The 14,260-nt window shown below is 60.7% G+C and carries 10 protein-coding genes, 2 tRNA genes and 1 riboswitch; of the genes, 5 read left to right on the top strand and 7 right to left on the bottom strand.

The window, feature by feature from the left end; all coding sequences use genetic code 11:
- Positions 1-17: 17 nt before the first annotated feature.
- Complete coding sequence (locus AACH87_RS15505; RefSeq protein ID WP_338795380.1) at positions 18-2,168, bottom strand: EAL domain-containing protein; 2,151 nt, start codon at positions 2,166-2,168, stop codon at positions 18-20.
- A gap of 214 nt (positions 2,169-2,382) precedes the next feature.
- On the opposite strand from AACH87_RS15505, the gene aroC reads away from it, so the two are divergent.
- Genes aroC through AACH87_RS15490 form a run of 3 tightly spaced genes read left to right on the top strand, consistent with a single transcriptional unit; the run spans position 2,383 to position 6,500 of the window.
- The gene (gene aroC / locus AACH87_RS15500; RefSeq protein WP_338795379.1) at positions 2,383-3,480 is read left to right on the top strand and encodes a chorismate synthase; all 1,098 of its coding nucleotides are present in this window, start codon (positions 2,383-2,385) and stop codon (positions 3,478-3,480) included.
- A gap of 23 nt (positions 3,481-3,503) precedes the next feature.
- Positions 3,504-4,706: an MFS transporter gene (locus AACH87_RS15495; protein WP_338795378.1), complete on the top strand. Its 1,203-nt coding sequence runs from the start codon at positions 3,504-3,506 to the stop codon at positions 4,704-4,706.
- A 6-nt stretch (positions 4,707-4,712) separates the two neighbouring features.
- The gene (locus AACH87_RS15490; protein WP_338798982.1) at positions 4,713-6,500 is read left to right on the top strand and encodes a bifunctional metallophosphatase/5'-nucleotidase; all 1,788 of its coding nucleotides are present in this window, start codon (positions 4,713-4,715) and stop codon (positions 6,498-6,500) included.
- Positions 6,501-6,661: 161 nt separating this feature from the next.
- On the opposite strand, the gene nrdR is transcribed toward AACH87_RS15490, so the two are convergent.
- From nrdR to AACH87_RS15470, 4 genes are all read right to left on the bottom strand, one after another.
- Complete coding sequence (nrdR, locus tag AACH87_RS15485) at positions 6,662-7,111, bottom strand: transcriptional regulator NrdR (RefSeq protein WP_338795377.1); 450 nt, start codon at positions 7,109-7,111, stop codon at positions 6,662-6,664.
- 14 nt (positions 7,112-7,125) lie between these two features.
- Positions 7,126-8,370, bottom strand: a complete 1,245-nt coding sequence (glyA, locus tag AACH87_RS15480; RefSeq protein ID WP_338795376.1) for a serine hydroxymethyltransferase — start codon at positions 8,368-8,370, stop codon at positions 7,126-7,128.
- 37 nt (positions 8,371-8,407) lie between these two features.
- Positions 8,408-8,557: riboswitch (ZMP/ZTP riboswitch) on the bottom strand.
- A gap of 89 nt (positions 8,558-8,646) precedes the next feature.
- Positions 8,647-9,504 (bottom strand): lytic transglycosylase domain-containing protein, encoded by an 858-nt coding sequence (locus AACH87_RS15475; RefSeq protein WP_338795374.1) that lies wholly within the window; start codon positions 9,502-9,504, stop codon positions 8,647-8,649.
- 258 nt (positions 9,505-9,762) lie between these two features.
- Entirely contained in the window at positions 9,763-9,987 is a 225-nt protein-coding gene (locus AACH87_RS15470) for a hypothetical protein (protein ID WP_338795373.1), read from the bottom strand.
- Positions 9,988-10,549: 562 nt separating this feature from the next.
- On the opposite strand from AACH87_RS15470, the gene AACH87_RS15465 reads away from it, so the two are divergent.
- Together AACH87_RS15465 and AACH87_RS15460 are read left to right on the top strand one after the other, a co-directional pair.
- A complete protein-coding gene (locus tag AACH87_RS15465) occupies positions 10,550-13,258 on the top strand; it encodes a DUF349 domain-containing protein (RefSeq protein ID WP_338795372.1) in 2,709 nt (902 codons plus the stop codon).
- A gap of 4 nt (positions 13,259-13,262) precedes the next feature.
- Entirely contained in the window at positions 13,263-13,706 is a 444-nt protein-coding gene (locus AACH87_RS15460; protein ID WP_338795371.1) for a GNAT family acetyltransferase, read from the top strand.
- A gap of 220 nt (positions 13,707-13,926) precedes the next feature.
- Here AACH87_RS15460 and AACH87_RS15455 read toward each other — a convergent pair.
- Both AACH87_RS15455 and AACH87_RS15450 read right to left on the bottom strand, forming a co-directional pair.
- Positions 13,927-14,011: transfer RNA gene (locus AACH87_RS15455), tRNA-Leu, on the bottom strand.
- Between the two features lie 152 nt (positions 14,012-14,163).
- Positions 14,164-14,248: transfer RNA gene (locus AACH87_RS15450), tRNA-Leu, on the bottom strand.
- Positions 14,249-14,260 lie beyond the last annotated feature (12 nt).

Here is a 14,260-nt window from a genome sequence, read left to right as displayed (position 1 = left end):
GCTTGCTGAGGGTTGCCCTAAGCGCAGCAACTTGGGTTGCTTGTTCCCCCGGGCAGCCATCCCTTGAGCATGTCTGCAGCCATGGGCCGCCCCAGCAGATAGCCCTGCATCACCTCGCAGCCGTGGTCCTTGAGCCACTGGCATTGCTGGGGTGTTTCCACCCCTTCTGCCACAACCGTCATGTTCAGGCTCTTGGCGATGCTGAGCACTGAAATGGTCAGTGCGCGGGCGGTATCGCTGGTTTCCAGGTCTTGCACAAAACTGCGGTCCAGCTTCAGTTCGGCGATAGGGAGGCGGTGCAGGTAGCTCAGGCTGGAGTAGCCGGTGCCAAAGTCATCGAGCGACAGCTGAAAGCCCTGCTGACGAAGGGTTTCAATGTTGTCCTGCGTGACAGGGCTTCCATCCATGACCACGCTTTCCGTGATCTCCAGCAGCACATCCCGCGGTGTCAAGCCGTGTAGCTGGAGCAGGTTGCTGACACCTTGCGCGAACCCCTTTTGCTGAAAGCTGCGGCCTGACAGGTTCAGCGCCACATGCGGCACTGCCAGGCCTTGCGCCCGCCATGCCTTGAGCTGGGTGCAGGATTCATCCACCAGCCATTGGGTGAGGGGGTGTATCAAACCTGTTTCTTCCGCCAGCGGGATGAACTGTGCCGGGGGCACGGCACCCCAGTCCGCATGGTGCCAGCGAGCCAGGGCTTCCACCCCATGCAGTGCCAGCCGGGGTGCTGCCGTGAGCTGCGGCTGGTAATGCAGTGTGAGTTGGCGTTGTTCCAGCGCATGCCGCAGCGCGCGCTCCATGGCGGCCCGCTCCTGGGTGCGGCGATTCATTTCCACGCTGAACAGTTGCAGGCTGTGCTGCTGGTCACCCTTGGCCTGGTACATGGCCTGGTCTGCATGGCGCAGCAGCGTATCGATGTCGCTTCCATCTTCGGGGTAGATGGCGATGCCCACACTGGCGCTGGGCAGGTTGATCTGCCCCTGGATCTCTACCGGTTGGGCAATTGCGCTCAGCGCCCTTTGGGCAGTCTGCACTGCCTGCTCGGTGGTGCAGTGGGACAGCAGCAGTACGAATTCGTCACCCGACAGTCTGCCAATCCCATCCTGCGCCCGCACGCAATCGCTAAGCCGCTGTGCCACTGTGCGCAGCAGCGCGTCCCCGGCGGCATGGCCTTGTGTGTCATTGACCTGCTTGAACCGGTTCAGGTCCACAAAGAGCAGGGCGCCGGTCTGGTGTTCGCGCTCCATCTGCGCCAGCGACCGCTCTGCATTGCTGCGGAACATGGCGCGGTTGGGCAGACCTGTGAGCACATCAAAAAACGCCAGTTGGTGGATGCGCTGGCGCGCTGCATCGCGTTCGATAGCAACGGCGCACAGGTGCAGGCATACCTGCACCAAGCTTTTGTGCAATGCGTTGGGTTCTCGGGGCTCTTTGAAATAAAACGCAAAGGTGCCAATGACCAGGCCCTGGTGGTCGCGTATGGGGCTGGACCAGCAGGCGCGCAAACCTGTGGGTGCGAAGAGGTCGCGGTAGTCGTCCCAGCGCGGATCGGTGGCTATGTCCGTAGTGACGACGGGCTTGCCCCAATAAGCCGCAGTCCCGCACGAGCCTGCGTTGGGGCCAATGGCTAACCCATCCAAGGCAGCGCAGATGTAGGGTGGCAAACCTGGCGCAGCCAGCGGGCGTATCTTGCCTGAGGGGTCCACCGCCAAGATGGAGGCTGTCACTTCGGGGGCAATGCTCTCCACTTCCTTGCATACCTGGCTCATCAACTCGGGCAGGGTGGTTTCACTCACCATGCTTTCCAGCACGCGCTTTTGCAGCACTTCGTGCATCTTGGTCAGCGTGATATCGGTCAAGACCGTGATGGAGCCGCCGGGCCCGCCAGATGCCTCGTCAGCCACATTGACCACCATGGACACCCAGCGCGGCTGCCCGTCCCTGCTGTAGATGAGTGCGTCCCCGTGGTAGTGCCCGTGAACCCGTAAGCCGTAGCGTATGGCTTCTGGCAGGTCTTGCTGGGTATGCGGGCCGGGCAGCATGGTGCTCAGGTAGCGCCCACAGGCCTGCTCCATGGTGAAACCAAAAAGCCGGGTGAAGCCCTTGTTGACGTACACCACCTCGCGATGGCGGTTGGTGAGAACAATGGCGTTGTCGCTACAGTCCAAGGCTTTGCGTAGCGGCCCGTCAGCTATGGGGGCAAGCCCATGTTCTGCCGGCAAATGGCCATGCTTGGCTGGTTCCCCTGAGGGTAGAAATTTGGCTTGCATGGGCGTATCACGAGTGCTATCCCATGCTAGTCCCTGGCGCACGCTCTGCCAAGCGGTGAATGCGTGGTGAATGCGCCATTTCGGCAAGTTCGGCTCTGGGATAATCCCCGGCATGAGCGGCAATACCCTAGGCACCCTTTTCGCTGTCACCAACTTTGGTGAATCCCATGGCCCAGCCGTTGGCTGCGTGATTGATGGCTGCCCTCCGGGCATGCCGCTGACCGAGGCAGATATCCAGACCGACCTGGACCGCCGTCGGCCCGGCACCAGCCGACATGTGACCCAGCGCAATGAGCCGGATGCCGTTGAAATTCTCTCGGGCGTGTACGAAGGCAAAACCACCGGTACGCCGATTGCCTTGCTGATTCGCAACACCGACCAGCGCAGCAAGGACTACGGCAACATTGCCCAGAGCTTTCGCCCAGGACACGCTGACTACACCTACTGGCACAAGTACGGCATTCGTGACCCCCGTGGTGGCGGTCGGTCATCGGCGCGCCTGACAGCGCCCACGGTGGCCGCCGGTGCCGTGGCCAAGAAATGGCTGAACCTGAAGTACGGTGCCCAGTTCCGTGCCTGCATGACGCAGTTGGGCGAGCTGGAGATTCCGTTCGAGAGCTGGGACCATGTGCCCCACAACCCTTTCTTCGCCCCGGTGGCCGACGTGTCTCGCTACGAGGAATACATGGATGCATTGCGCAAGGCGGGTGATTCGTGTGGTGCCCGTATTCGCGTGCAGGCCACGGGCATTCCAGTCGGGCTGGGCGAGCCCTTGTACGACAAGCTGGATGCGGACATCGCATTCGTGATGATGGGGCTCAACGCCGTCAAGGGCGTTGAGATCGGTGCCGGTTTTGCCAGCGTGGCCCAGCGGGGCACTACCCACGGGGACTCCATGGCGCCCAACGGCTTCATGTCCAACAACGCGGGTGGTGTGCTGGGCGGTATCAGCACCGGGCAGGATCTGGAGGTGAGCATTGCCATCAAGCCCACCAGTTCCATCATCAGCCCACGGGACTCCATCGATATCCATGGCAACCCTACCGAAGTCATTACCAAAGGCCGTCACGACCCCTGCGTGGGTATCCGTGCCGCGCCGATTGCCGAGGCGTTGCTGGCCCTGGTGGTGATGGACCACGCCCTGCGTCACCGCGCCCAGTGCGGCGATGTGGTGCACGAGGTGCCTCCTATCAAGGCGTCTTTTCTGTGACCCCGGCTGCATGACCTTTTGACATGCAGCGTTTGCGCAGCCTGGGGGCTCGGCAGCCTCTGGTGCCTTTTGCCGCTTTGTCGGCCAGTTACTTTGCGCATATCGGGTTCTTCAATCCCTACCTGCCGCTGTGGCTCAAAAGCCTGGGGCTGCCTCTGGTCACCATCGGGGTACTCACCTCGCTGCAGTCGCTGACGCGGCTGTTTGCCCCCTACGGATGGGGCATGTTGAGTGACCACACCGGAGAGCGCATCCCATTGTTGCGCTGGTGCGCGACACTCGCGTTGGTGATCTCTGCAGGTTTGTGGGTGGATGCTGGGGTAGGGTGGCTGGCTGCGGTGCTGCTGCTCATGTTCACCCACACCAGCGCCATGATGCCGATGAGCGAGGCCGCCATGGCGCATCTGGTGAGTCAGCAGGGCAGCTTCGATGCCCGGCGCTATGGCCGCGTGCGGCTGTGGGGCTCGCTGGGCTTCTTGGTCACCGTGTTTGTAGCCGGTGCATGGTTTGAGCGATATGGCATGGCTGACTTTCCGGGATGGACGCTGGCGACTTTGCTGGCGCTGGTCGTCAGCACCTGGTTGTTGCCGCGTTTGGCTGAGGATGCATCAGCCGCAGCTGACGCAGGCAGTACACGACCCGCCATAGCCCCCGTGTTGCGTCTGCCGCAGGTGCGGTGGTTTTTTGCATCCGCCTGCTTCCATGTGCTGGCCCATATTGCGGTGTACGTGTTCTTTTCGCTGTATCTGGATGCCCTGGGGTACCGCAAATCCACCATCGGTGTGTTGTGGGCGGTGTCCGTGGTGGTGGAGATTGCGTGGTTCTTCACCCAGGGCCGGTGGCTACCGCGCTGGCCGTTGACCCGCTGGCTCCTGGTGTGTGCTGCGGCCATGGCCTTGCGCATGGGCATCACGGCAGCGGCAGGCCCGTGGTTGCTGGCGCTGGTGATTGCGCAGGTCCTGCACGCGCTGACTTTTGCTGCGCACCATACCGTGTGCATTGCACTGATCTCGCAGTTTTTCCCTGGCCGTCTGCGCGGGCGTGGACAGGCCCTGTACACCGTGCTGGCCTACGGGTTGCCTGGTGTGGTGGGCGCGCTGGCGGGTGGGGCGCTGGGCGCTGCCGCAGGCTTGGCCGCCGTGTATTGGGCGGCTATGGCTGCCAGCCTGCTAGCGCTTGGGTGTGCTTGGCGGGTAGAGCGCAGCGCCTTGAACGAACGGAGTTGAATGATGATGAAAAAATCAGCCCGCATGGGTATTGGATTGGCTTCCTCTTTGGCTTTAGCAGTGCTTGCCATAGCCGGATGCGCACACCGCCCCGATGTATCCCCCACGGCCGCCGAGTCTGGCTTGGTCGACATTGGCTTGATCGCATTCAATGACTTCCACGGCAATCTGGAGCCGCCGCGCATTGCCGTCCCGATCCGTGGAGCGGGTGGTGTGGAGCGTGTGCCCGCCGGCGGTGCCGCGTACATGGCCAGCGCCATAGCGCAGCTCAAGGCCAAGCACCCTCACCATGCGGTCATCACGGCGGGTGACATGGTGAGTGCTTCGCCGCTGGTGTCAGCCCTGTTTCTGGACGAGCCCACCATCGAAGCCGTGAACCACATGCAGATTGATTTTTCTGCCGTGGGCAATCACGAATTTGATCGGGGCTGGCAGGAGTTGCTGCGGTTGCAGCAGGGTGGGTGCGAGAAGTTCACCGTGCGTGAACCCTGTCAGATCAGCAAGCCGTTTGAAGGGGCGAAATTTAGGTTTCTGGCCGCCAACACGGTGCGCGAGGATGGTCAGCCCCTGTTGCCTGCCACGGGGCTCAAGCGCTTTACCCAGGGCAATACGACGGTGACGGTCGGCTTCATTGGCATGACGCTCAAGGCCACCCCTACCATGGTGAGCCCGGCGGGCGTCAAAGGCCTGCGCTTTGAGGATGAAGCAGCCACAGCCAATGCACTGGTGCCCCAGTTGCGCGCCCAAGGGGCCGATGTGATCGTGGTCGCCATCCACGAAGGGGGCTATACCGATGCCCAGGTGCTGGAGCAGCAGTGCTCCGGCATCAATGGCGATATCGTGCCTATCCTGGAGCGGCTGGACCCCTCGGTGGATGTGGTGGTGTCCGGCCATACCCACCAAGCGTATGTCTGCGACTATGGGCGCATCAACCCTGCACGCCCATTTTTGTTGACCAGCGCGGGCCAGTACGGCTCACTGCTCACCGAAGTTTCGCTGCGTGTGGACCCGGTGACCCGCAAGGTGGTGCGCAAGACGGCCCATAACCACATCGTTCAGGGTGAGGCTTTCACGGGTAGCCAAGGGGTGGTGCCCCTCAACCCGGCCATGCCGGTGTTCCCTGCCGATCCTTTTGTGCAGCAACTGGTGGTGCGTTACAAGGCTGCTGCGGAGCCGCTGGCCCAGCGGCCTGTCGGCAAGGCCAACGCGCCCCTGCTGCGTGTGCGTACGGCTTCGCAGGAAAGCACGCTGGGCAATCTGATTGCAGATGCACAGCTGGCAGCCACCCGCGCCCCAGAAGAGGGTGGGGCGCAGCTTTCGTTCATGAATCCCGGCGGCCTGCGGGCAGATCTGGTGCCCGATGCGCAGGGGCAGTTGCGGTACGGGCAGTTGTTCAGCGTTCAGCCTTTTGGCAACAACATCATGGTGCGCACCTATACCGGCGCGCAGATTCGCGCCGTGCTGGAGCAGCAATTTGCCAAGGGTGACAGCAGGCCCCAGTCTGCGCGTGTGCTCTCTGTGTCGGAGGGGTTTACTTATCGGTACGACCTGTCACAGCCTCCAGGGGCTCGTGTCAGCCAGGTGATGCTGATGGGCAAGCCGCTGGAGGACAGCGCCCAGGTGCGTGTCGCCATCAGCAGCTTCCTGGCCAGTGGCGGGGATGGATTCACGGTGTTCACCGAGGGACGGGACACCACTGGGGGCGATCTGGATTTGGACGTGCTGGAGGCCTATGTGAAGGCGCAGAGCCCGGTATCACCGCCTCCCACCAACCGCATCCAGCGAGTGCAGTAATTCGATGTGGGGGCTGCGCGCCCCCTGCCACGGGCGGGTCTATGCCGTTTGCTGAGATGCCATGGTTGGGCTTTGAAGAAAATGCCTGATCGCGCCCGTCAATCCAGCGCAAGGTGCTATTGAAACGATAGCGAGCGTGGTCGCCGGAGCTGCGGAAGGGATTACTTGCGCACTTCATCCACAAGTGCGCGGAACTCGTCGATGTCTTCAAAGCTGCGATAGACGCTGGCAAACCGGATGTAGGCCACCTTGTCGAGCTTCTTGAGCTCGCGCATGACCAACTCGCCAATCCTGCCGGAGTTGACTTCGCGCTGCCCCAGGTTGAGCAGCTTTTCTTCAATGCGCTCAATGGCGCTGTCGATCTGTTCGGTGCTGACCGGGCGCTTGCGCAACGCCAGGTTGAAAGAGGCGAGTAGCTTGCCGCGCTCGTATTCGATGCGGCGTCCGTCTTTCTTGACGATGGCCGGGAAATTCACTTCCGGCCGTTCGTAGGTGGTAAACCGTTTGTCGCAGGCACCGCACTGGCGGCGGCGCCGGATGAAAACCCCGTCTTCAGACACCCGCGTTTCAACGACTTGCGTTTCCAGGTGTCCGCAGAAGGGGCATTTCATGGGCGAGCAGGCGCTTAGCGATAGACAGGGAAACGCGCAGTCAGCGCATTGACCTTTTCACGCACCGCAGCGATGTTGGCTTCGTCGCGTGGGTTGTCCAGCACGTCGGCGATCAGGTTGGCCGTCATGCGCGCTTCTTCTTCCTTGAAGCCGCGTGTGGTCATGGCGGGGGTGCCAATGCGCACACCGCTGGTCACCATCGGCTTTTCAGGGTCGTTGGGGATGGCGTTTTTGTTGATGGTCATGTGGGCAGCGCCCAGCACGGCCTCGGCTTCCTTGCCGGTGATGCCCTTGGCACGCAGGTCCACCAGCATCACGTGGCTTTGCGTTCCACCGCTCACGATGCGCAGGCCACGTTGTGTCAGCGTCTCGGCCACCACCTTGGCGTTCTTGACCACCTGTTCCTGGTAGGCCTTGAACTCGGGTGTCAGCGCTTCCTTGAATGCCACGGCCTTGGCTGCAATCACGTGCATCAGCGGACCGCCTTGCAGGCCGGGGAAGATGGCGCTGTTGATGGCCTTTTCATGCTCGGCCTTCATCAGGATGATGCCGCCACGGGGGCCACGCAGGCTCTTGTGCGTGGTGGATGTGACCACGTCAGCGTGGGGCACGGGGTTGGGGTACACGCCCGCGGCGATCAGGCCTGCGTAGTGGGCCATGTCCACCATGAAGATCGCGCCAATTTCCTTGGCGATCTTGGCGAAACGAGCGAAGTCGATGTGCAGGCTGTAGGCAGAGGCGCCAGCCACGATCAGCTTGGGCTTGTGCTCACGGGCCTTGGCTTCCATCGCGTCGTAGTCAATGGCTTCGTTCTTGTCCAGACCGTAGCTGACCACGTTGAACCACTTGCCCGACATGTTCAGCGGCATGCCGTGGGTCAGGTGACCGCCTTCGGCCAGGCTCATGCCCATGATGGTGTCGCCGGGCTTGAGGAAGGCCAGGAACACGGCCTCATTGGCCGATGCGCCGCAGTGGGGCTGCACATTGGCAGCATCGGCGCCGAAGATCTTCTTGACGCGATCGATGGCCAGTTGCTCGGCCACGTCCACATGCTCACAGCCACCGTAGTAACGCTTGCCTGGATAGCCCTCTGCGTACTTGTTGGTGAGCTGGGTGCCCTGGGCCCACATCACTGCAGGGGAGGCGTAGTTTTCGCTGGCGATCAGCTCGATGTGATGCTCTTGCCGGGCGTTTTCAGCCTGGATGGCGGCAAAGAGTTCGGGGTCGGTTTGTTCGACAAGAATGTTGCGGTCGTACATGGTGTTGGCAGTCCTAAGAACTTGTGTCCCTTGAAACAAGGGCTGCCCAGGCGAACGGCGGAACACACAGGCTGAAAGCCCCTGCGGCACGCTCCCCAGTGGTTCGCAAGAAGCGGGTTCTTGCCGGTTTCCACGTCAGCGGCAGGATTTTGTAATCCTGCGCCTATCGCCAGTCGCGTACCCGGATAGTGTAGCTGAGGACTTCTGCGCGCGAGCTGTTGTCATCAGCCTGTAGTCGGGAAACCGGACAATTCCAAGGATGCCCAGTTCAAGACTTCAAAGCCCTGTAGAGAGGAGTGCCACCTTGCTGTCACCAGCTTCCTGGCTGCCAGCGTTGGTTCGTGATGCTGCGGGCGTACCTTGGGCCGCACCAGCGGGGGCCTGTGTGGACAGCATGACAGGGGCATTGACCGGCACGGCTCGGCCATTGGCGACTTGTCGCAAGCGTGCATGCTCTGCCATGACTTTGGCCGTGTAGCCACCGTCGTCGGCCATATTGGCAGCGCCAACGTAATAGCGCAGACCGCCCTCAATGGAGCCCGCCTTGGCAATGCATTCCTGCAGTACCTTGACGCCTACCCGCAGGTTGGTGACGGGATCGAAGGCTGCGAAGTGACCGCCAAAGTTCTGGTACTTGTCTGTGTGGACCGTGGTCATGACCTGCATCAGGCCCTGCGCGCCTACGGCGCTTTGAGCAAACGGATTGAAATTCGATTCAATCGCCATGATGGCGAGGATGAGAGTCGGGTCCAGTTTGGTACGGGTACCGATATCGTAGGCCTCGGCCACCAGCACACTCAGCGGCTCGGCGGCAACCTTGTATTTCTTGCTCAGCCAGAACGCAACCGCGGCCTGCTCTTTGGGCAGGTCTTTGGGATTGCTGGCAGTAGCACGCTCACTGGCTTCGGGCTCCACAGGCATGCCAAGTGCGGCAACCTGTCTGGCCTGCAGCCAGTTCATCAACTGTTCTTCTCCTGCTTGGCGCAGATCGGGCCGCGCCGTCAAAGTAATGACTACAAAGGCAACAGCCAACCCGATGAGGGCAAAACTGTTGTGGGTGATTTCAAGAAAACCGTTCGTCACGTCGGTCACGAAAGTTCGTACGCCGGAGACAATTTTTCCTGACGCTGTCATAGCTCTTCCTTTCTGAGGCGGGGGCGCAGTGACGAACACACACCATGGAGCGTTCTGTCTCGCGGTCATCCGCTTGGATTGGTACGCCATCAGTTCCTGCGTGGAATGACCATGATCGATGTCACGGTTGCAGAAACAGACTTAGCCGGGGTCGGCAGCGGTTGGGGTTTACCTGCCTTGCTGTTGAAGGCTGGCGGATTCTAGGAGGGTACTTAATTCATGGTCAATACTATCAAATTTAAATTAAAGATAAATAAGTTATAAAAATGCTGTATGCATGACCAGTCTTTGGGCGCACTCAACGAGAGTTAGATCGTTTTTACGAGGAAGTTTCCTTGTTGTGATGTTTTTTGCTATCAAATTTTTAATATGATTGAAAATATTGATTGATTGCGAGGAATCACTTTGATAACGTTCAGGGGCCTGCATTTGTGGGCAATGTCCTGCGACACCAAGCTCCCCGCCCCATGCATCCAGTGCCAAGGCGCAGTGAGCAAGGTTCCAAGGGCCCCTTCGGGAGCAATCCTTTGCTCCCCGCGACCGGGACGCTACTCTCCAGGTCGCGATTCGATGGCAAAGACCTTTGTGTCAGCCGTCAAGCCCGGTGACTGGTTGTGAAACTCGGTCATCGGGCTTTCCGTTTATGGGGCCGCGGTATAAGACTGCTTCCGATTGGTCTGTCCTTTCCCCAGTGTGTATGGGCAGGAGTGCTTATATATATGCACTCAGCCGATGGGGCTTCTGCACGAGTTAGGGGCGGATAGGGCTGTTGGGCGCAGGGGCTGCAAGCCCTCGATCAATCACTCTCTGGCCGCATGGACATGCGCCCCGCAGCAGGCTTGCCTAGTGCCCGACGTAGTGATCTGCTCATGGGCGCCTGACAGATGTCAGACCTGAGTGAAGTCTTGCTGTGTGAGGTTTGTCTTGTGTACGGGTGGGGTTGCCCCATCTGTGACAATAGATGCTTGGCCACGCCATCCCTTGATCGGGCGGCGAGTGGTCCTTGGTGGGCTTTGTGCCTCCATCCGAATAACTCATAGTTGTCATGTTTCCTTTTTTTTCTCGCAACAAAATGTCCGAAGCACCTGAAGTGAATCCGGCCCCGGCCAAAACCCAAGAGCCGCATCCACTGGATGCTTTGACCGGCGGAGCTTTCTCTGCCGCCACGTCAGGAGAGCGTGCTTCGCGCATCCGTGAATGGCTGGCCACCCAGCCCGCACCTGAGCAGCTCCAGGAGGTTTTCAAGGAGTTGAGCGGACGTGACAAGGGCGCAGCCCGTGCCATCCGCGAGCGTCTGGATGAGATCCGGCGTGCCAAGGGGCAGGAAGCCATTGCAGCGGAATGGGCGGAGAAGGCCCAGGCACTGCTCGCTGCTTCCAAGCTCAATATTGCGGATGCCTTGGCTTGGCAGCGTGACGCGGCCAAAGCGGGTGCTCCTCTTTCGCGTGAGCCTCTGTCGCTGCTCAAGGTGCAAATTGCAGAGCGCGTGAAGGTCATCGAAGATCTGCAGCACCGGGTTCAGGTGCAGCGCGAGGCGGCTGTGCTGCTGGCTCAGCGCATTGAAGTGCTGTCCACCAAGTCTTGGCGAGATGCGCAGGCGGCCTTGGAGTTGCTGCGTGCGGATGTCGGGCGCTGGCAAGAGCAGGCCCAGGAACTGACCAGCGATCCCAGCTGGGTCAGTGTGGAGGCGCGTTTTCCTTCCCTGCTCGACTCCTCACGTGCACAACTGCTGGTGGTCTGGGAGGCATTTCAGCCCGCGCTGGCCCAGGCGGTAGCAGCGGCCGAAGATGCTGCAGCTCCCTTGCCGCCTGTCCCTGTCTGGGCCGATGAGTTGCGGGTGGCGCGGGGTATTCCCCTGGAGACAGGTGCCGCTCAGAAGCCTGCTCGCGCTGCCAAACCCAAGGTGGCCCCCGAGGTGCGCGACAAGGCTGTGAGCGCTGTGAAGGAAGCTCTGGCCGTTCTGGAAAAGGAAACCTCAGAAGGTCATGGCAAGGCCAGCGCCGGGGCAGCATCGGCATTGCGTGCGGTGCTGAAGGTGCATGGCCGTCATATCGATGGTTCTCTGGAGCAGCAGGTTCACGCAGCACTGGTCGCTGCGGGTGAACTGGAAGGCTGGCAGCGCTGGAGCGCCGACCAGGTGCGCGAAGAGCTCGTTGCCAAGGCGGAGGCCCTGCTGCAGCGCCCCGACGGCCAGGCGCTGGGTGGTCGCAAGATGCAGGAAACCTTGCGCCAGTTGCGCGAGCAGTGGAAGCAGGCGGACCAAGGCGGCGCTGCCAACCATGCGCTGTGGAAGAAATTTGACGAAGCTTGCAACCAGGCCCACAAGGTAGTGGAGGCCTGGCTGGAAAAAGTGCGGGCAGAGGCTGCAGAGCACAAAGCCCAGCGTCTTGCACTGATTGAAGAGGTCAAGGCTTGGGCGCAGCAGCATGCTGCGTCTGGTGACTGGAAGGGTATTCAGCGCGCCTTGTACCAGTTTGGCGACCGCTGGCGTGAAAGCGGTCATGTGGGTGAAAAGCTGTTTGCTGAACTGCAACCGTTGTGGAAGCAGGCCATTGCTGCGGCTGCCGCTCCGCTGGAAGCCGCCCAGAAGGAGAGCCTTGCACGCCGTCATTCCATGATCGAAGAGGCCACGGCCTTGGGCGCTGCACCTATGCTGCGTATTGATGCCGTGAAGGCCTTGCAGCAGCGCTGGCAGGCCGAGGCCCAGGCAGTGCCCATGGATCGCAAGCAGGAGCAAAAACTCTGGGATGCTTTCCGTAAGCCGATTGACGAGGCATTTAACCGCAAGTCGGCAGATCGTGAGCGCGCCGCTACCGAACTGAGCGCGCGCGACCGCGTGGTACTGGAAGCTTCCAAGGCTTTGGAGGCTGCCAACGCGGCAGGAGATGCACAGCAGATACGCGCCGCCATGCAGGCACTGGAAGCTGCGCTGCGTGGCCAGGCGCAGGCAGCGCAGGCTGTGGCTGATGCCAATGCAAATGAGGAAAAAAATGCTCTAGCGCCCGCAGATTCAGCGCAGCAAGCTACAGAAAATGTAGCGCCTGCGGAGGCTCCCTCTGAGGCCCCGGCTGCACCTGCCAAGCCTGCTGCGAAGTCTGTGGTGGCCGTGCGGGGGGATGATCGCCCTGGAATGAAGAAAGAGGCACCCGCGGCAGGGGTGCGTGGTGTGCGCCCCGGTGATCGCAGGGATGGTCGTCCTGGTGATCGGGATGCCCAGCGTGGTGCGCGTGGCGAAGGTCGCTTTGGTGATCGCGGTGGCCGTTTTGGTGACAGGCCTGAACGTGAGGACCGTGGCCCGCGTCTGGGTGACGCTGCTTTCCGCGCGCAACGCGAGGCCATGGAGCATGCCCAGCAAGCCTTGAAGAAGCTGGCGGCACAGGCCCATGGCGAGGCCCTGACGCAGCTGCTGACTGCGTGGGAAAAGCGCGATGCAGCGCAGATTCCGCCCGCCCAGGAACTGGGGAGCCGGGTCACGGCGTCGGTTCGCTCTGCATGGTCGCAGGCGCTTTCTGCAGCTCCCAAGGCAGATGCTGCGCAAGCGCTGCTGCGCCTGGAAATGGCGGCGGAGGTCCCTACCCCGGCTGAGCACATTGCAGCCCGCCGCATGTTGCAACTGCAACTGCTCACGCGTCGTAACGATCCTGCGCCAGCCCAGACCTGGGCGGAAGACACGGCAGCGGTGCTTGCTGCTGCTAGCGATGCATCCAGCGCACGCCGACTGCAGAACGTTCTGAAAGTTTTGCTTCGCAAGTAAGTCCATGACTGCCCGTTGGCGCGTCCGGGTCTTTGAGCCTGCTGATGAGCAGGCTGTGGTGGCCTTGTGGCATGCCTGCGGGTTGGTGCGGCCTTGGAATGACCCGCACAAGGACATCGCGCGCAAGCGGGATTTCCAGCCCGAGCTATTTCTGGTGGGGGTGCTGGATATTGATGGTCGCGAGGTATTGGTGGCCACCGCCATGGCGGGCTACGATGGACATCGCGGTTCTGTCTATTACCTGGCCATCTCTCCGGAGCACCAGCGGGCTAGCTTGGGTCGCGCCTTGATGGATGAAATCGAGAGGCGGCTGTGCGCTCTTGGTTGTCCCAAGATCAACATCCTGGTGCGTACGGGCAACGCCCAGGTGCTTCACTTTTACGAAAAACTGGGATACACGCGGGATGACGCCTACTCCATTGGTAAGCGTTTGATATCTGATCTGTGACGAAGCTCTGAGCGCTTTTGGGGGGTGGAGCGCTGCTCGGCGATGCGATTTCTGAATGGAGCGTTTGGCCAATGGGGGCTTGCTGCGGCTGGGCCATGTCTACCGTCTCCCAATGTGCTCGGCAACCGCGTTTATTCCTTGCCCTGTTGTATTTGTAGAGGTTTGCAAAGCAAGCGCGCAAAACAAAAAAGCCGTTACTTTCGTAACGGCTTTTGATGTTTGGTGCCCAGGAGAGGACTCGAACCTCCACGATGTTACTCGCTAGTACCTGAAACTAGTGCGTCTACCAATTCCGCCACCTGGGCATTTCAGGAAAGATTTGAATTATAGAGCAGTTTTTTGCTGCTTTTCTAATTTCTGAAAATTTTTTGCTTACCGGTCTTGCCTGGAAATAAAAAAGCCACTGTGTCAGACAGTGGCTTTTCTTTCGAAAACCGTCATCGGTTGTCGTTAAACTTGGTGCCCAGGAGAGGACTCGAACCTCCACGATGTTACTCGCTAGTACCTGAAACTAGTGCGTCTACCAATTCCGCCACCTGGGCATTTCAGGAAAG

The organism is Acidovorax sp. DW039, from assembly GCF_037101375.1.
Lineage (GTDB): Bacteria > Pseudomonadota > Gammaproteobacteria > Burkholderiales > Burkholderiaceae_C > Acidovorax.
This window is presented reverse-complemented; position numbering and strand designations above follow the sequence as displayed.

Coding starts and splice junctions, on each gene's coding strand:
- AACH87_RS15490 (WP_338798982.1), top strand. CDS start 4,713: ATGAAAAAATCAGCCCGCATGGGTATTGGATTGGCTTCCTCTTTGGCT.
- glyA (WP_338795376.1), bottom strand. CDS start 8,370: ATGTACGACCGCAACATTCTTGTCGAACAAACCGACCCCGAACTCTTT.
- aroC (WP_338795379.1), top strand. CDS start 2,383: ATGAGCGGCAATACCCTAGGCACCCTTTTCGCTGTCACCAACTTTGGT.
- nrdR (WP_338795377.1), bottom strand. CDS start 7,111: ATGAAATGCCCCTTCTGCGGACACCTGGAAACGCAAGTCGTTGAAACG.
- AACH87_RS15460 (WP_338795371.1), top strand. CDS start 13,263: ATGACTGCCCGTTGGCGCGTCCGGGTCTTTGAGCCTGCTGATGAGCAG.
- AACH87_RS15465 (WP_338795372.1), top strand. CDS start 10,550: ATGTTTCCTTTTTTTTCTCGCAACAAAATGTCCGAAGCACCTGAAGTG.
- AACH87_RS15495 (WP_338795378.1), top strand. CDS start 3,504: ATGCAGCGTTTGCGCAGCCTGGGGGCTCGGCAGCCTCTGGTGCCTTTT.
- AACH87_RS15475 (WP_338795374.1), bottom strand. CDS start 9,504: ATGACAGCGTCAGGAAAAATTGTCTCCGGCGTACGAACTTTCGTGACC.